This window comes from Neolewinella maritima, from assembly GCF_923081025.1.
Taxonomy (GTDB): Bacteria; Bacteroidota; Bacteroidia; order Chitinophagales; family Saprospiraceae; genus Neolewinella; species Neolewinella maritima.
Genome location: NZ_CAKLPZ010000001.1, coordinates 1,808,361 through 1,824,988 on the forward strand (window position 1 = coordinate 1,808,361; position 16,628 = coordinate 1,824,988).

Sequence of the window (16,628 nt, forward strand, 5' to 3'; positions counted from 1 at the left end):
GCACCGGTCCGCCTGTCCGTTGTCTGACATTTTGACCGCCCGCCCCCCATGGCACAGTCTTCGTACCGCACAGCCTGACACCTGGCCCCGTCCGGGTGTCAGGAACAACATAATTTTTAACCAAACCATATCCTATATGAAGCCGATCAACGATCGCGTAGTGGTGAAGCCCGCGCCCGCCGAAGAAAAAACTGCCGGTGGCATCATCGTCCCCGACACCGCTAAAGAGAAGCCCCAACGTGGCGAAGTCATCGCCGTGGGCCCCGGAAAGGAAGGCAACGCAATGACTGTCTCGACCGGAGATATCGTACTCTACGGCAAGTATGCCGGACAAGAACTCAAGCACGAAGGGCAGGATCTGCTCATCATGCGGGAAGACGACATCCTGATTATTCTATAGACTAATCATCCGTCATCCCCCCCATCTTACCTAACTATAAAATTATACTACAACATGGCTAAGGAAATTAGCTTTGACCGCCAGGCCCGTGAAAAACTACGCAGTGGCGTAGATGCACTCGCCAATGCCGTAAAGGTCACACTCGGCCCCAAAGGACGCAACGTCGTCATTCAAAAATCATTCGGTGCTCCCCAGATCACCAAGGACGGTGTCACCGTCGCTAAGGAAGTAGAACTCGAAGACGCTGTAGCCAATATGGGCGCACAGATGGTCAAAGAGGTCGCTAGCAAAACCGCCGACATCGCCGGTGACGGTACTACTACCGCCACCGTCCTGGCCCAGGCAATGATCCAGGCCGGACTCAAGAACGTCACCGCAGGTGCCAACCCCATGGACCTCAAGCGCGGCATCGATCTGGCCACCAAGAAGGTCATCGAGCACCTGAAGGGACAGAGCGAAGTGGTCGGTGACGACTTCGACAAGATCCAGCAGGTTGCCGCCATTTCGGCGAACAACGACAATGAGATCGGTCACCTGATCGCCGACGCTATGCGCCGCGTGAGCAAGGACGGTGTCATTACGGTAGAAGAAGCCAAGGGCACCGATACCTACGTCGAGGAAGTGATGGGTATGCAGTTTGACCGCGGCTACCTGAGCCCCTACTTCGTGACCGACACGGAGAGCATGACCACCGAGTACGAGAACCCCTACATCCTGATCCACGATAAGAAGATCAGCAACATGCAGGATATCGTGCCCATTCTGGAACTAGTAATCCAGAGCGGCCGTCCCCTACTCATCATCGCCGAAGACATCGAAAGTCAGGCCCTGGGTGTACTGGTAGTCAACCGGCTGCGTGCCCAGCTGAAGGTAGTAGCCGTAAAGGCTCCTGGATTTGGCGACCGCCGCAAAGCCATGCTGGAAGATATTGCCGTACTCACCGGCGGTACCGTCATCAGCGAGGAAAAGGGCTACAAGCTCGACCAGACTACGCTCGACCTACTCGGTAGTGCTGAAAAGCTGACCGTCGATAAGGACAATACCACCCTCGTGAATGGTGCCGGAATGGAAGACCAGATCACGGGCCGCGTAAACCAGATCAAGCAGCAGATCGAGACCACGACTTCCGACTACGACCGCGAGAAGCTCCAGGAGCGTCTAGCCAAGCTAGCCGGTGGTGTAGCCGTACTCTACGTAGGTGCCGCTACCGAAGTGGAGATGAAGGAGAAGAAGGATCGCGTGGACGACGCACTGCACGCTACCCGTGCCGCCGTAGAGGAGGGCATCGTAGCCGGAGGCGGTGTCGCCCTCGTACGCGCCATTGAGAGCCTGGAAGGGCTCGAGGGTGAGAACGAAGACCAGAAGATCGGCATTCAGATCTTACGCAAGTCGCTGGAGTTCCCCCTGCGGACCATCGTAGAGAACGCCGGAGTAGAAGGAAGTATCGTACTGGACAAGGTGCGCAACAACAGCGGTAGCTACGGCTACAACGCACGTACCGATGTCTACGAGGACCTGAAGAAGGCCGGTGTGATCGATCCTACTAAGGTGACGCGCATTGCCCTGGAGAACGCATCCTCGATCGCCGGAATGGTACTTACTACCGAATGTGTCATCAACGACATGCCCGAAGCCGACGGAGGCATGGGTGGGCATAGCCACGGAGGCGGAATGCCCGGTGGTATGGGAGGCATGATGTAAGCTACCCCCCCTAGCACATTATACTGGAGCCCCGGCCGAGTCTACTTGGTCGGGGCTTCTTATGTCCGGCGCAAAGTCCGGCCAACGTTAAACCAAGCAGCACACCACCTATTTACACCACATGGAATTGCAAGAAGGAAAGGATAAATTCATCGAGGCCTGGGGCACGCTCGGTAGTTCGTGGGGGGTGACCCGCACGATGGCACAGATCCATGCCCTGCTGCTGGTCACCGATGAGCCCCTTAGTGCAGATGACATCATGGAGTTATTGCAGATCAGCCGCGGCAACGTAAATACGACCACCCGGATGCTGCTGGACTGGGGCCTGGCCCACAAGAAGCTAGTATACGGAGAGCGCAAGGAGTTCTTCGTGGCGGAGAAGGATATGTCTAAAGTGGTCAAGAACATCATCATTGCCCGCAAGAAGCGGGAACTGGAACCCATGCTGATGCTCCTCGACGACCTGACCGGCGTAGAAGGGGACGGACCGGATGCTCAGGAGTTCCGCAGCGTCATCAAGGACCTTAAACTGTACAGTCATAAGGCGGATTCCGCCCTGGCTGCACTAGTAAAGGTGGACTCTAATTGGTTCTTTTCGTCCTTCCTTACCATGATAAAGTAGCCCGTCACTACCCTGCACCCGCGGCTCCGCCCAATTGCTGCAGCGGTGACTGTAGCAGGCACACGCAACCTACCCTATCGGCCTGCGTTAGCCGAGCAAAGAAAGAGAATGTCAGCCAAGAAAATAGTCGTCGCGGTCGGAGGAAGTAGCGGATCGCTGTACGCTAAGGTGTTATTCGACCGTCTCCAGCAGTTAGATGCATACTGGGAAAATGTTGGAGTAGTAATTACGGAGAACGGGAAGTACAACTGGGAATTTGAGCTCGGGGGTTCGGATTGGCAGAGCTACCCATTCGATTACTACGGTCAGCGAGACTTTTCGGCGCCCTTTGCCTCGGGTAGTGCGCAGTACGGTACAATGATCGTGTGCCCTTGCAGCATGGGACTCATGGCGCGTATCGCATCCGGTATCTCCAACGATCTGATCACAAGGGCGGCTGACGTGATCGTGAAGGAGCGTCGTAAACTGATCGTGGTGCCCCGGGAAGCCCCTTACAGCCTGATCCATTTGCGTAACATGACCGCGATTACGGAAGCAGGGGGCATTATCTGTCCCGCCGTGCCTTCTTTCTACTCCGGTGCCGCCACGGCCGAAGATATCGTGCGCACCGTGGTCGATCGCGTCCTCGACCTCGCCGGCTTTGAGTTACCCGACACCTACCGTTGGGGAGAAACCGAGGCACTGGACGCTATGGAGTAGAGGCTACGTGATTTTGGCTCACCTTTGCGGTCGAAACTACCCTACCCTATGTCAGACCTCACGCTAGCCTTCCCTACCCTTGCCGGACTCGAAGAGGTGCTCGCCGATGAGTTGACCGACCTGGGCCTGACCGATGTGGAGATTGGTCGCCGGGTAGTCACCGGCACGGGCGATCTGGCGCTCGTGTACCGGGCGAACCTGGAACTGCGTACAGCACTGCGGGTCCTTATAAATATCGACGCCTTTCGGGTAGATCGTGAGCAGGAGCTGTATGACCGCCTGCGAGCCACCAATTGGCGGCAGTACCTGATGCCGGAGGGCAGTCTGTACATCAGCGTAGTAGACCCGGGCGCCTGGTTTCGCAATACCCACTACATCGCCCAGCTGGCTAAGGACGCCATCGTCGATCAGTTCCGCGACAAGTATCAGACACGGCCGTCGGTGGACAAGGGAAATCCGGATCTGTCCATCCACCTACGGATCAGCGGGGACGGTAACGTCGACCTAAGCGTTGATACCTCCGGAGACGGTCTGCACCGCAGGGGCTACCGCCGCCGTACGGGGGAAGCGCCCATCAACGAAGTGCTGGCCGCCGGCATGCTGCGGATAGCGGGGTATTCCGGTGAGCAGCCACTCGTGGATCCCATGTGCGGCTCGGGTACCATCCTGGCCGAAGCCACAATGATCGCTACGAACCGCCCGCCCGGTATGAACCGCGCTTTCGGATTCCAACGGTGGCCAGATTTCGACGAAGCGCAGTGGGACAGTATCCGCAAGGCCGCGAGCGACCGGATCCAAACGGCGCAACATCCCATACTTGGGGCTGATATTGATGACTCAGCTATTGCCATCGCCAGAGATACCCTGGAGCGGGCCGGGGTACTAGCTACCGTGGAACTACGTACCTCACCCTTTGCCGAACTGCAGCCCCTTCCCGTAGATGAGACCGTAAGCGGCCTACTCATCACCAATCCACCCTACGAGATGCGCATGCAGACTGGTGATATCGTCGCGTTTTACACCGCGATCGGAGACACCCTTAAACAGCAGTGGGCGGGCTACACGGCCTGGCTGATCAGCGCCAACGCTCAGGCGGTCAAACGCGTAGGACTACGTACGAGTCGGAAAGTGCCACTGATGAACGGACCGGTCGAAGCGCGATTTTGCAAGTACGAACTGTACCTGGGTACGCGTCAGCAGAAGTCTAGCGCGACGGACTAACGGGAGGCGTGGATCAGTCCGCCACCGACCACGTCGTCCCCTTCGTAGAACACCGCGCTCTGGCCCGGCGCTACCCCACGCACCTCGGCGAAGAAGTCGACCGCCATCCGGCCCGGAGCGATCTGCTCGACCAGACTGAGGGTGCCGCTGTCCTTGTAGCGCACTTTGGTGAGTAGTTCCATGCCTTCGGCGGGCAAGTCGGCGTATTTCTGTAGGGTGGCACCGCCAACCATCATACCGTTCTTGACCAGCTCATCTACCGCACCCAGGGTGACGGTATTGGTGGCGGCGTCAATTTTGGTGACATACATGGGCTGACCGAACGCCTGCCCCAGGCCCTTACGCTGACCGATGGTATAGAAGGGGTAACCGTCATGCGTACCCATGACGCGGCCGCTGGTGTCGACGAACTGTCCACCGGCTACCTGCTGCTCCAGTTCCGGCAGTCGCCGCTTCAGGAAGCCGCGGTAGTCGTTGTCCGGCACGAAGCAAATCTCGAAGCTTTCGGCCTTCTTGCTCAGCTCTTCGTAGCCGAAGTCGTAGGCCAATTGCCGCACTTCGGGCTTGGTCATATGGCCGAGGGGGAAGCGGCTACGGGCCATACATTCCTGGCTCAGTCCCCAGAGGACATAGCTCTGATCCTTCTTGTCATCGGCACTCTTGCGCACGTGCCAGCGGCCGGTATTGGTCTGGCGCAGTTGGGCGTAGTGGCCGGTGGCGATGAACTCACAGTCCATGGCATCGGCCCGCTTGAGCAGGGCACTCCACTTAATGTGCGTATTGCAGAGGACGCAGGGGTTGGGGGTGCGCCCGGCCATGTACTCATCGACAAAATTATCGATGACGTGATCGCCGAATTCTTCGCGAATATCGATGATGAAATGGGGGAAGCCCATCTCTACCGCTACGGAGCGGGCGTCGTTGATGGAGTCCAGACTGCAGCAGCCGGTTTCCTTCTTGTTACCGCCGGAGTTGGCGTAATCCCACGTTTTCATAGTGATACCGACCACTTCGTAGCCCTGCTCGTGCAGGATCATGGCCGTTACCGTGCTATCGATGCCGCCGCTCATGGCGACCAGCACGCGTCCTAGTTTGCTCATACTGTACATTTTCGCACGGGTTAAAGGGCCCGGCCAAAATAAAGGAGCAAGTGTAACGGTCTTATCTTCACCAAAGTTTATGCGCGGACATACCTACTACCAACAGTTCGAGGAGATGGACTGCGGGGCGGCCTGCCTACGCATGGTAGCCAAATACCACGGGCGGGAGTTCGGCCTGGAGCAGCTGCGTGAGCGTACCCGGATCAGTCGTGAAGGAGCCAGCCTGCTCGGCATCAGCGAAGGAGCCGAGAGTATCGGCCTTCAAACACTTGCACTCACCGTCGGCCTGCCGCAGCTGGAGCAGGAAGTCCCCCTACCCTGCATCCTGCCCTGGCGGGAGGATCACTTCGTCGTACTAGAGGATGTGACGGCTGGTAATTTTACCTTAGCCGATCCCGACCCCTCCGTGGGCCGGGTCACCCTGGGCCGTCTGGCCTTTCTAGAGGGCTGGTCGCACGGGCTCACGGATGCCGGCACCTTCGCCGGACGCGCCCTGGTACTGGAACCTACGCCGCGCTTTTCGGCCCCTTCCGACGAGCCATCGTCGCCGGGTAGCCTGCGCTACGTCTGGCAGTATATCCGGCAGTACCGCAGCCTGACCCTCAACCTGGGGCTCGGCTTAGTACTGGCGCTGGTACTGTCCGTCATATTTCCATTCCTACTGCGGAACCTGATCGACCAGGGTATCGTGCTCAACGATCCCAACCTGATCGTCCTGATCGTAGTGGCGCAGGGTGTGCTGCTGCTGACTATGACGATCCTCACCGCTCTGCGCCGCTACGTGCTGGTACATGTCGGCGGACGAATCACCATCAGTCTGGTCAGCGATTACCTCACCAAGCTCGTACGGCTACCGATGGCCTTTTACGACAGCCGCAGCCGGGGCGATCTGTTCCAGCGCCTGCAGGACCACCGCCGCGTGGAGGAATTTCTTACCGGGGGCTCCCTACCCCGGGTCTTCAGTTTAGTTAGCTTCCTGGCCTTTGCTACCGTCCTGCTACTGTGGAATGCAACCATCTTCGCCCTCTTCTTTGTGGGCACACTGCTACAGTTCGCCTGGGTCATCTACATGCAGGGCCGCAAACAGCAGCTCGACCGCACCCACTTTGAGCAGTCTGCCGACAACAGTGAGCTACTGATGGAGATCATCGACGGCATGGCGGAGATCAAGCAGCATAACGCAGGTCAGCAGCGCCGCTGGGCCTGGGAGCGGCAGCGGGCAGCGCTGTACCAAACTACGGTAGCGCTCAATAAGCTCGAGCAGTACCAGCGTACGGTCGGCTCCCTAGTCAACCAGGCTAAAAACCTCTGCATCACCCTGCTAGCCGCCATGCTTGTACTGCGCGGAGAGCTTTCAATCGGCTCCCTGGTGGCGATCCACTACATCCTCGCTCAGCTCAGCAGTCCGATCGATGAACTGGGTGAGCTGGTTACGGCCTACCAGGAGAATAAAGTGGGCCTGGAGCGTATCCAGGAGATTCACCTAAAGGCAGACGAACAGACTAGCGACGCCGATAAGCTACGGGTCATTCCCGAGGGGGGGCAGATCGTACTGGACGGAATAAGCTTCCGGTACCGGGTACCGAATGCTCCGGCCGTGCTGCATCAGCTTTCCGCCCGCCTGCCCGTAGGTAAGGTCACCGCCCTGGTGGGTGCATCGGGAAGTGGAAAATCTACCTTGCTCAAGCTCCTCATCGGTTTTTATCCACCCGGTGAGGGAGAGATCCGCGTAGGTGGCACCAGCCTGGCTAGCCTGGACCGCACCTTCTGGCGCGAAACCGTCGGTATGGTGAGTCAGGATGGCTACCTGTTCAGTGACAGCATCGCGCGCAACATCGTACTCGGCGACGACCGCATCGATCAGGAACGCCTACTGGAAGTAGCCAAGGTGGCGCAGATCGACCGCTTCGTCGAAGGCCTGCCCCAGGGCTATGCGACCAAAATCGGCGCCAGCGGTGTGGGACTTAGTCAGGGACAGCAACAGCGCATATTACTCGCCCGGGCGATCTACCGCAAGCCTCGCTATCTCTTTCTGGATGAAGCCACCACGGCCCTTGACGCCTTCACGGAAGTCACGCTGATGGATAGCCTGCTGACCTATATGGCCGGAGCTACGATTCTATTGGTGACGCACCGGCATACGGTATTCGAGCAGGCCGACCATATCCTGGTGCTAGAGGGTGGACGCATCATCGAGCGGGGTACGCACCATGACCTGATGCAGGACGGCAGTGCGTACTACCAGCTGGTCCGTAACCAAACCTCCCTCGGAAGGTGAGTCAGCTACGCCATACGCCGGAAGTAGAACAGGTACTCGGCCGGCCGGCCCCATGGATCGCGCGCCGCGGGATGCTTCTGCTTACCGTATTGTGTGGCGGGTTACTACTACTGAGTGGTTTATTTTACTACCCATCTACCCTTCACGGAACGCTCACGCTGACTACCGTAGATCCGCCCCGTCAGCTGCCGGCCCGCCGCGACTTCACGATCGAGCAGGTGCTGGTACAGGATCAGGAGATGGTACAGGCAGGGCAAACCATTTTGGTAGCCACGGACGCGCGTGCCCGCTTTGAGCACGTACTCGCTCTGGAAGACCGTCTGCTCGAGTATCGGGGTGCTACCCCCGCTAAGTTGGTCACCCTTACCCTATCGCCCCGTCTGCTACTGGGTCCGATCCAGGAAGCGGTCAATACGTTCCAACAGCAGCAGGAGATATATCAGAACGTTGCCGATCGCCGCCTGGAAGGGCTCACATCCGCCGAGCTGGCGAATAAGATCGGCGCCAGCGAGCGCGAAGTGCGCCAGCTCAGAATGGAGCGGTCCGCGCTGGAAGATCGACTGGCTGAAGCCCGTATGGAAGTGGAACGGGAAGAAACCCTACAGGGCGAAGGACTACGCAACGAAGCCCGCCTGGCCGCCGCGCGCGAGTCGGTAACCGAAGCAGAGGAGCAATTGCAGGAGCAGTCGGCAGCACTGCGGTCCGCCAGCCTCTCCATCGAGCTGATGACCAACCAGATCGATGCCTATCGCAGTGGCCGCCAGGGCAGTAGCCGGCAGGCTGCGCTTGCGCTGAGTCAGGCGTTTGAGGAGTTGCAGGTAGCCGTAGCTAGTTGGAAGCGCGAGTTCACCGTGGTAAGTCCCGTTACCGGTACCGTCGTACTTCAGCCCGAGATTCGGCCGAAAACCTATCTCCGCGAAGGGCAACTCGTCGCCACTATCCTTCCCGCGGATGCCGGACAGACCATCGGCCGACTCACCCTACCCGTACGGGGTAGCGGACGGCTCAGTGTGGGCCAACCGGTCATCGTAGCCTTCGACCGCTGGCCGGCATTAGAGTATGGGTCCGTAATGGGAGAGGTCAAGGCCATCGGAGCTGTGCCCGTCGATGGTTCTATCAATCTCGAGGTGCGCTTCCCCAATGGCCTGACGACCACTACGGGAGGGCAGCTCGAAGGTAGTCCGCTCATGCAGGGACGGGCCAGCGTGATCGTAGATCGCCGGCGCGTTATCCAGCGGCTGCTGGGCAGTAACTAGGCAAACAGGGCATCGAAAAGTTCGCGCACCGTAGCTACGGTATGGATACGGATACTGTAGCGATCCGGGTCCAGTCCCTTGGTATTGTACTTGCTCACGTAAATACCGCGGAAGCCCAGTCGATCCGCTTCCTGAATACGCTGCTCGATGCGCGTCACCGCGCGGATCTCCCCGCTCAGGCCTACCTCACCGGCAAAACATAGGTTAGGGGGCACCATTACGTCCTGGGCAGAAGAAAGAATTGCAGCGATGATGGACATATCAATGGCCGGATCATCCACGCGGATACCCCCGGCAATGTTAAGGAACACGTCCTGGTTGCCCACCGATAGGCCGGCACGCTTTTCCAGTACGGCGAGCAGCATCGACAGCCGCCGCAGGTCGAAGCCCGTAGCCGATCGCTGGGGGTTGCCGTACACGGCCGCACTGACCAGCGCCTGGGTCTCGATCAGCATGGGCCGCATACCCTCCAGCGTGGCGCAGACCGCGGAACCAGACAGGTTCTCGTCCCGCTCGCTGAGCAGTAGCTCACTTGGATTAGACACCTCACGCAGTCCGGCAGCCTCCATCTGGTAGATCCCCAGTTCGTCCGTAGAGCCGAAGCGGTTCTTTAGTGTGCGCAGGATGCGGTAGGTGTAGTTGCGGTCTCCTTCGAATTGCAGGACGGCATCCACGATGTGCTCCAGCAGCTTCGGTCCCGCAATGCTCCCCTCCTTTGTGATGTGGCCGATCATGAATACCGGAATTCCGCTCTCCTTAGCGAAGCGCTGTAGTTCTGCGGCGCACTCACGCACCTGACTGACTGTGCCGGCCATACTGTCTACGTGCGGACTGGTCAGCGTCTGTATCGAGTCGGCGATCAGCAGATCGGGCTTCAGGGTAGCAGCGTGTTTGAGGAGCTTGTCCGTGTTAGTTTCGGTGAGTAAGTAACAGGAGTCCGCCTTTCCGCCCAGACGATCGGCACGCATCTTGATCTGCTCTTCGCTTTCCTCTCCGCTGACGTACAGCACCCGTTTTCCCAGCCGCAGTGCCAGCTGAAGCAAGAGCGTCGACTTGCCAATGCCCGGCTGCCCACCAAATAGTACGATACTACCCGGCACGATCCCTCCGCCGAGCACCCGGTTTAACTCGCGATCGGGCGCGATCATCCGCTCGACTTCACCGGCTGTAACCTCGTCCAGACGAACCGGACGTGGGCCCTTACCGATCGGACCGGCGGCCGCTGCGGCCGCACCGTTACCCACCTGCCGCCAGTTAGCCTGTTGCTCCACGCGGTCGTTCTTCGACTTCACTACCTTTTCCTCCACCAGCGTATTCCACTCGCGGCACGAAGGGCACTGCCCCATCCATTTCGGGCTTTCCGCACCGCAGTTGGTACAGAAGAACGCCACCTTCACTTTAGCCATATTGCTGATTTCCGCCCAAATATACCACAATTTGTGTCAATAATCACCCCTTACTGCGGCCAATTATTACCACGCCGCATATGATCAGGGCAGCCCCGATTCCCTGTAGCACGTTCATGTGTTCCTGCAGTACGACATACTCGAGCACGATGGTCGCCACGGGCCCTACCGCACCGATGATGGCTGCGTCTCCGGCTCCGAGCCGGCGCACGCCCTCCGTCACCAGGTAACTCGGGATCACGGTACAGAACACTGCCATCACGGCGCCATAAACATAAACCGGCATAGGCAGGCCGAGCAACGGATCGCTAGCCAGCATGACGTGAATGATCACGCTCACCGAGGCAGTGATCAGCGCCAGACTAGTAAAGCGCACGTTCCCCAGCCGCGGGGCCAGCCGCCCGCTTCCGATGATGTACGTACTATACAATAGGGCACTCAGAAATACGAAGCCCGCCCCGGTAGCAAAGCCACTGCCAATGCGCAGGTCCGAGCCACTGAAAGCGACCGCGATACCCAAATAACAGATACCCGTAGCGATCCACTGTACCCGCCGTATGGGTGTCCCGAACACCACCCGCTGAATCAGTAGCACCAGCGTCGGATACGTAAATAGAATCACCCGCTCCATGCCGGCACTCAGGTACCGCAGGCCCAGGAAGTCCGTATAACTCGCCAGGTAGTATCCAAGAATTCCCAGGCTTAAAATGGTTCCCACATCCGCCAGCGTCATCGGCGCACGACTGGCCTTCGCGCCACTCCGAAAGTAGCCGATGAGCAGGAACAGCGGCAGCGAAAAGATCATCCGCAGTCCCAGCAAGCTGATACTACTCACCTCATAGCGGTACGCCAGTTTGATCAGTATTCCCTTCGAGCTGAAAAGCACCGCGCCCAGCAACAGACACATCAGTCCGATACGTCGTATACGGGCGGGGTCGCCGGTGCGAAGGTCGTTGACGGTCATCGCTAGTGTGCAGTGAAGTACGCTACGAGCATACCGACCAAGATGACCACAAACTTCTGCACCGAGATACCGTGTCGGTGGCTACCGTCCGCCTCAAACAGGATGGTCGTAGAGATATGTAAGAAGCTACCCACGACCAGCGCCAAAATACGCGTGCGCCAGATCGGATCGATACTAGCTACTTCCCCCAGCACCGCTCCCAGTGGGGAGAGCAATCCGAACACCGTGAGGCAGCTCCAGACAAAGACCGTACTGTAGCCCGAGCTCCGCAGCAACAGGCCAAGTGCGAACGCGGCGGGCAGTTTGTGCAGCGCGATGCCAAAGAGCAAATGATCGCCATGCACATGATTTCCCACGTCCATCGCACCTGCGGCCCCGGCACCCAGGGGGAGTCCTTCCAGTAGCGCGTGCAGTCCCAGACCGAGCATAATCTGAATGGCGTAGCCGTAGCGCGCCTGACGGTGCACATGTACGTGGCCGTGTTCTACGCCCTGACTGAGCCCCTCCAGTAGCAGTTGAATGAAAAAGCCAACGAGGAGGAACAGACCGGGGGAGGCATTGGACTGCTGGCCGAACACATCGGGGATAAGCTCCAGAGCGGCAATGGCTAAGAGATACGCGCCGCTGAATGACAGTAGGGTCGGGAGCTGCTTACGTGCCTGCTCTTCCCCCAGCATGGCAAGTGCACCACCGACCAGGGCAGTGCTGAAGAGTAAACCGTATTGCCAGAGGGCCATGCGCGGGGTGAATGGGTATGCAAACGTCGGCGTACGACGATTAGTTAAGGTGTTTCGGAGGCGGACGGTCCAATGGCAGTTGCACCGGCGAGAGAACGGTACGCCCACACGCCCAGGATGGCTACGGAAGTACCGAGACAGGCACCCGCCAGCACGTCGCTCGGATAGTGCTTCCCTACGTAGACCTGCGCCAGACCGATGGAGGCCGCCCAGAGTAGGAGAAAGATCCGGGCGGGCGTACCGCGGACCCAGGTCAGGCATAGGACCACCGCTACGGCAAAGTGATTGGTCGCGTGGTTGGAGGGAAAGCCGAACCGGCCCCCGCAACCGACCAGTTCGCGGACCTGCCCCGCCAGGGAGGGTTCAGCACATGGCCTGAGCTGTGCTACCCAGGGTTTGAGTACGGACGCAGCGATCTGGTCCGCTACGGCGATCACCGCGCCGATACAGAGCAGCAGGAACAGCGTACGCTTCCAACCATACGCACGTAGCAGCAACACGAGCCAGATCGCGTACAACGGAATCCACGTGGTCTTCTCGCGGTACACGGGCAGCACGGCGTCCAGTAAGGGACTTGCCAGTTGCTGGTTAATAAGCTCGAAGAGGGTCTGGTCCACGATAGCGTCGATTAACTGGCCAGGATGGCTACTAATTTCCGGGTCGTGGTAGCGCCGTCTGGATGGAACAGCTGCACGAGCACGACGTAGGGGCCAGCAGCCTGTACTACACCCACGGCGTCGCGTCCGTCCCAATGCAGGGTACCGCTCGTACCCAGCAGTTCACTGCGCGGCTGGGTGTGAACGGGGCGTCCCGCCGCATCGAAAACCGTTACGCGTGCCAGGTAGCCTGGGCGGTCGGTACGGTAGTTAAGCGCTAGTTCATCTGCCGTACCATCACCATCGGGAGAAAAGGTGGGTTCTTTTAGTTCGACAGTCACGGCAGGTGTAGTACCATCTGCTTGCTGCGAATTGGGCTGTGTAGGGGTACCGTAGCCGGCAGTGCTCGCTGCGGTTGCCCAATTAGCCGCTTCCTGAGTAGGAGCTGTAAAACTGCGCCGTTCAAGACTAGCTCCTTCCGCATCTACCAGCTCGGCGTGCATGTCATCCGAGTAGGAAAAGGCATCTATGGTCAGGCCGGCGGCGGTTTCGATCCGGATGGTGCCGCCTTCATTGGGTAGGCTGGGCAGATCGATCTCGGCCACCCTGTCTATATCTGTAGACGGAAAGCGGCTGCGTAAGTCAAGCGCATCGGCAGTAAATACAAAGTAGCCGCCCGGGGGTAGGATTGCCGTGGTGCTGATGGTACGCTGCACTTGCCTGGCGTTACTGAGCACCAAGTCTGCCAACCGAATGCTATTCCCGGATGCGTTATACACCTCTACAAAGTCACTGCCCCCCGGGACGGGGTCGAATAATACCTCACTGAGCAGCACGTCGCCAGTTTGCAGTGCTGCTGGGCGCAATACGGGTAGATTTTGAGCAGCAGAGGGGCTATTGCCGGTACAGTCAGCGTACTCCGGTGCAATACGGAGTGTATACAACCGACCGACCAGCAAGGTGGCTGGCACGAAGGCCGTACGCTCGTCTACACGAAATGCTCCGGTGGACACTCCATCCAGTTCGAACAGGAACTCCAGTTCGCCGAAAACCGCCTCGTCGAAGCGAACGGTAAGGCCGCTGTCGCTGGCTATTGCCGCTACTACGTGTGGCGGCACGGTATCCAGTAGCTGACCCAGCAGACTATTCGCCCTGCCGGGTGTACCCCCCTGCTCATCTCGACTCGCGGCCCAGCTTCCCGAGCAGTTTACGGTACCCCCGCCGTTGTACTCCAGGCTGTAGCCACCCTTCGATCGGTCTGCGGACTTATACCACGACTCATCGTACTGGACTGTACTACTGAGTTCATTATCAACGTATAGCGATACCTCATCCCTAGTATTGGTAAGTCCCGGAAGATCGATGCCCTGGACCTGTACGGCGAGCGAGGAGAATAGCGCTACATCGTCCGTGTCGACCAGCAAGAGGTAGGCCCCGGGGGACAATGAATCCTCCGGCGTGTCCGTCAGGGGTACACGGCGTGTGCCGCTGCGTATAGCTAGACGCTGTAAGAGAATGGCAGCATCTCCTTGGTTATGCAGCTCGATATACTCTACGGCCGGCAGACCGACCGCCGGGGTGGGATCGACCATGAGCTCGCTGATCACTACCTGACCTGGCAAAACATACAGCCACAAACAGCCCCACAGTAGAATAGACCATCGCATGCCGCAAACATACCACCGGGGGTCTGCACCAGGCGGACACACTATCGTGTGGTGCTATGAGTTGGCCACTACCTAAATAAGGCTTACCTTTGCGGGCTAAATAGAAGCACAATGAAAAAGGAACTGCACCCCGAAAGCTACCGCACGGTCATTTTCCGTGATATCAACGCCAACGTAAGCTGGCTCGGTAAGTCGTGCGCCAAGACTCGCGACACCGATACCTTCGAAGACGGTGCCGAGTACCCCCTCATCAAGCTGGAGATCTCGAGTGAGAGTCACCCCTTCTTCACCGGTAAGATGCAGTTCGTCGACACCGCCGGTCGCATCGACAAGTTCAACAAGAAGTTCGGCAAGAGCCGCTTCGCCAAGAAGTCGGAAGAGCAGGAAGCGGAAGCCGCCGAGACCGAGGCTCCTGCGGAAGCAGCAGCCGAGTAGCTTACTACAGCCCGCAGGCTGCGTATAGTCTACACTAAAAAGCCCCGACGAACAGTAGTTCGTCGGGGCTTTGTTATGTGCGCTGTTAGTTACAGGTGAATAACCTCTCCGTAGGCCGCAGCGGCGGCTTCCATCACTGCCTCACTCATCGTGGGGTGTGGGTGTACGGTCTTGATGATCTCGTGACCGGTTGTCTCAAGCTTGCGGCTGGCTACTACCTCGGCGATCATTTCCGTGACGTTGGCGCCGATCATGTGGGCACCTAACCACTCGCCGTACTTGGCGTCGAAGATCACCTTGACGAATCCTTCCTTCGCCCCGGCGGCACTGGCCTTACCGGAGGCGGAGAAGGGAAACTTACCCACCTTGATCTCGTAGCCGGCCTCTTTGGCGCCAGCTTCGGTGTAACCCACACTGGCTACCTCGGGCGAGCAGTAGGTACATCCCGGAATATTACCGTAGTCGAGTGCAGCGGGCTTCTGTCCGGCGATCGCTTCTACGCAGATGATGCCTTCGGCACTGGCGACGTGCGCCAGGGCGGGGCCGGGCGTGATATCACCGATGGCGTACAGGCCGGGGACGTTGGTCTGGTAGCGGTCGTCGACATGGATCAGGCCGCGTTCTACCTCGACCCCCAGGTCTTCCAGGCCGATATTTTCGGTATTGGGGGTGATGCCGGCGGCAGAGAGCACGACGTCGCACTCGATGACCTCTTCCTTTCCGGACTTGCGGTTCTTGGTCATCACCTTGAGCACATCACCGCTGGTATCCACCTGCTCGACGCTGGTGTTGGCCAGGGTCTTAATACCCTTTTTCTTGTAAACTTTGGTCAGCTCCTTGGATACATCGGCATCTTCGCGGGGCACCAGGCCCTGCTCCATATACTCTACAATGGTCACCTCGGTGCCGATACTGTTGTAGAAGTACGCGAACTCTACACCGATCGCGCCGGCGCCTACGACGACCATGCGCTTGGGTTGATCGGGCAGCGTCATGGCCTCCCGGTAGCCGATGATCTTCTTGCCGTCGATGGGCAAATTCGGTAGCTCACGGGCGCGGCTGCCTACGGCCACGATGATGTGCTCGGCGTCGTAGGTGGTGGCCTTACCGCTTTCGTCGGTGACCTCTACTTTTTTGCCCCGGATGAGCTTTCCGTTACCGGTGAGGACTTCGATCTTATTCTTGCGAAACAGGAAGTTGATGCCTTTGCTCATGCCGTCGGCCACTCCGCGGCTGCGACCGATCATCTTACCGAAGTCTGCGGTGGGTTCGGCTACCTCAATGCCGTAATCGCTGGCATGACTGATATACTCAAATACCTGGGCGCTTTTAAGTAGGGCTTTAGTGGGAATGCAACCCCAGTTGAGGCAGATGCCGCCGAGGCTTTCGCGCTCGACCACGGCAACTTTCATGCCCAATTGGGCGGCTCGGATTGCGGCGACGTATCCGCCGGGGCCGCTTCCGACGACGATAAGATCGTAAGCCATATAGTAAGTCTGGTTTGTATGGATAAAGGGGTGTAACGCGGGAAGTCTCGGCTTAGTTG

General features: G+C 58.7%; 14 protein-coding genes and 1 pseudogene. 8 read left to right on the forward strand and 7 right to left on the reverse strand.

Annotated features, from left to right (window positions below; translation table 11 throughout):
• Positions 1 to 136 precede the first annotated feature (136 nt).
• From MJQ68_RS07515 to MJQ68_RS07535, 5 genes are all read left to right on the forward strand, one after another.
• On the forward strand, positions 137 to 400 hold the full coding sequence (locus MJQ68_RS07515) for a co-chaperone GroES (protein WP_238750415.1): 264 nt from the start codon (positions 137 to 139) through the stop codon (positions 398 to 400).
• Between the two features lie 54 nt (positions 401 to 454).
• On the forward strand, positions 455 to 2,101 hold the full coding sequence (gene groL / locus MJQ68_RS07520) for a chaperonin GroEL (RefSeq protein WP_238750416.1): 1,647 nt from the start codon (positions 455 to 457) through the stop codon (positions 2,099 to 2,101).
• Between the two features lie 121 nt (positions 2,102 to 2,222).
• Complete coding sequence (locus MJQ68_RS07525) at positions 2,223 to 2,723, forward strand: GbsR/MarR family transcriptional regulator (protein ID WP_238750417.1); 501 nt, start codon at positions 2,223 to 2,225, stop codon at positions 2,721 to 2,723.
• 108 nt (positions 2,724 to 2,831) lie between these two features.
• Positions 2,832 to 3,422 (forward strand): UbiX family flavin prenyltransferase, encoded by a 591-nt coding sequence (locus MJQ68_RS07530; protein ID WP_238750418.1) that lies wholly within the window; start codon positions 2,832 to 2,834, stop codon positions 3,420 to 3,422.
• 48 nt (positions 3,423 to 3,470) lie between these two features.
• Entirely contained in the window at positions 3,471 to 4,643 is a 1,173-nt protein-coding gene (locus MJQ68_RS07535) for a THUMP domain-containing class I SAM-dependent RNA methyltransferase (RefSeq protein ID WP_238750419.1), read from the forward strand.
• Here the strand turns inward: MJQ68_RS07535 and mnmA are convergent.
• Positions 4,640 to 5,743: a tRNA 2-thiouridine(34) synthase MnmA gene (gene mnmA / locus MJQ68_RS07540; protein WP_238750420.1), complete on the reverse strand. Its 1,104-nt coding sequence runs from the start codon at positions 5,741 to 5,743 to the stop codon at positions 4,640 to 4,642. The genes MJQ68_RS07535 and mnmA overlap by 4 nt on opposite strands.
• A gap of 79 nt (positions 5,744 to 5,822) precedes the next feature.
• Between mnmA and MJQ68_RS07545 the strand changes: the two genes are divergently transcribed.
• Together MJQ68_RS07545 and MJQ68_RS07550 are read left to right on the forward strand one after the other, a co-directional pair.
• Positions 5,823 to 8,021, forward strand: a complete 2,199-nt coding sequence (locus MJQ68_RS07545; RefSeq protein WP_238750421.1) for a peptidase domain-containing ABC transporter — start codon at positions 5,823 to 5,825, stop codon at positions 8,019 to 8,021.
• Positions 8,018 to 9,277, forward strand: a complete 1,260-nt coding sequence (locus MJQ68_RS07550) for an HlyD family efflux transporter periplasmic adaptor subunit (RefSeq protein WP_238750422.1) — start codon at positions 8,018 to 8,020, stop codon at positions 9,275 to 9,277. Before MJQ68_RS07545 ends, MJQ68_RS07550 begins: the two co-directional genes overlap by 4 nt.
• On the opposite strand, the gene radA is transcribed toward MJQ68_RS07550, so the two are convergent.
• From radA to MJQ68_RS07575, 5 genes are read right to left on the reverse strand one after another with little or no spacing between them, the layout of a single operon-like run.
• Complete coding sequence (gene radA, locus MJQ68_RS07555; protein ID WP_238750423.1) at positions 9,274 to 10,683, reverse strand: DNA repair protein RadA; 1,410 nt, start codon at positions 10,681 to 10,683, stop codon at positions 9,274 to 9,276. The two genes, MJQ68_RS07550 and radA, sit on opposite strands and share 4 nt — an antisense overlap.
• A 43-nt stretch (positions 10,684 to 10,726) precedes the next feature.
• Positions 10,727 to 11,647: a DMT family transporter gene (locus MJQ68_RS07560; RefSeq protein ID WP_238750424.1), complete on the reverse strand. Its 921-nt coding sequence runs from the start codon at positions 11,645 to 11,647 to the stop codon at positions 10,727 to 10,729.
• A gap of 2 nt (positions 11,648 to 11,649) precedes the next feature.
• On the reverse strand, positions 11,650 to 12,384 hold the full coding sequence (locus tag MJQ68_RS07565; RefSeq protein WP_238750425.1) for a ZIP family metal transporter: 735 nt from the start codon (positions 12,382 to 12,384) through the stop codon (positions 11,650 to 11,652).
• A 44-nt stretch (positions 12,385 to 12,428) separates the two neighbouring features.
• The gene (locus MJQ68_RS07570) at positions 12,429 to 13,001 is read right to left on the reverse strand and encodes a phosphatase PAP2 family protein (protein WP_238750426.1); all 573 of its coding nucleotides are present in this window, start codon (positions 12,999 to 13,001) and stop codon (positions 12,429 to 12,431) included.
• 11 nt (positions 13,002 to 13,012) lie between these two features.
• Entirely contained in the window at positions 13,013 to 14,602 is a 1,590-nt protein-coding gene (locus MJQ68_RS07575; RefSeq protein WP_238750427.1) for a lamin tail domain-containing protein, read from the reverse strand.
• A 156-nt stretch (positions 14,603 to 14,758) separates the two neighbouring features.
• Here MJQ68_RS07575 and MJQ68_RS07580 point away from each other — a divergent pair.
• Positions 14,759 to 15,001, forward strand: a pseudogene (locus MJQ68_RS07580) (type B 50S ribosomal protein L31); the annotation flags it as partial.
• A 170-nt stretch (positions 15,002 to 15,171) separates the two neighbouring features.
• On the opposite strand, the gene lpdA reads toward MJQ68_RS07580, so the two are convergent.
• A complete protein-coding gene (gene lpdA / locus MJQ68_RS07585; protein WP_238750428.1) occupies positions 15,172 to 16,569 on the reverse strand; it encodes a dihydrolipoyl dehydrogenase in 1,398 nt (465 codons plus the stop codon).
• Between the last annotated feature and the right edge of the window lie 59 nt (positions 16,570 to 16,628).

Bases quoted from the DNA above. Each gene is read 5' to 3' on its own strand.
- MJQ68_RS07545 (WP_238750421.1), top strand. From the start codon at position 5,823: ATGCGCGGACATACCTACTACCAACAGTTCGAGGAGATGGACTGCGGG.
- mnmA (WP_238750420.1), bottom strand. From the start codon at position 5,743: ATGAGCAAACTAGGACGCGTGCTGGTCGCCATGAGCGGCGGCATCGAT.
- MJQ68_RS07515 (WP_238750415.1), top strand. From the start codon at position 137: ATGAAGCCGATCAACGATCGCGTAGTGGTGAAGCCCGCGCCCGCCGAA.
- MJQ68_RS07560 (WP_238750424.1), bottom strand. From the start codon at position 11,647: ATGACCGTCAACGACCTTCGCACCGGCGACCCCGCCCGTATACGACGT.
- radA (WP_238750423.1), bottom strand. From the start codon at position 10,683: ATGGCTAAAGTGAAGGTGGCGTTCTTCTGTACCAACTGCGGTGCGGAA.
- MJQ68_RS07565 (WP_238750425.1), bottom strand. From the start codon at position 12,384: ATGGCCCTCTGGCAATACGGTTTACTCTTCAGCACTGCCCTGGTCGGT.
- MJQ68_RS07535 (WP_238750419.1), top strand. From the start codon at position 3,471: ATGTCAGACCTCACGCTAGCCTTCCCTACCCTTGCCGGACTCGAAGAG.
- groL (WP_238750416.1), top strand. From the start codon at position 455: ATGGCTAAGGAAATTAGCTTTGACCGCCAGGCCCGTGAAAAACTACGC.
- lpdA (WP_238750428.1), bottom strand. From the start codon at position 16,569: ATGGCTTACGATCTTATCGTCGTCGGAAGCGGCCCCGGCGGATACGTC.
- MJQ68_RS07530 (WP_238750418.1), top strand. From the start codon at position 2,832: ATGTCAGCCAAGAAAATAGTCGTCGCGGTCGGAGGAAGTAGCGGATCG.
- MJQ68_RS07525 (WP_238750417.1), top strand. From the start codon at position 2,223: ATGGAATTGCAAGAAGGAAAGGATAAATTCATCGAGGCCTGGGGCACG.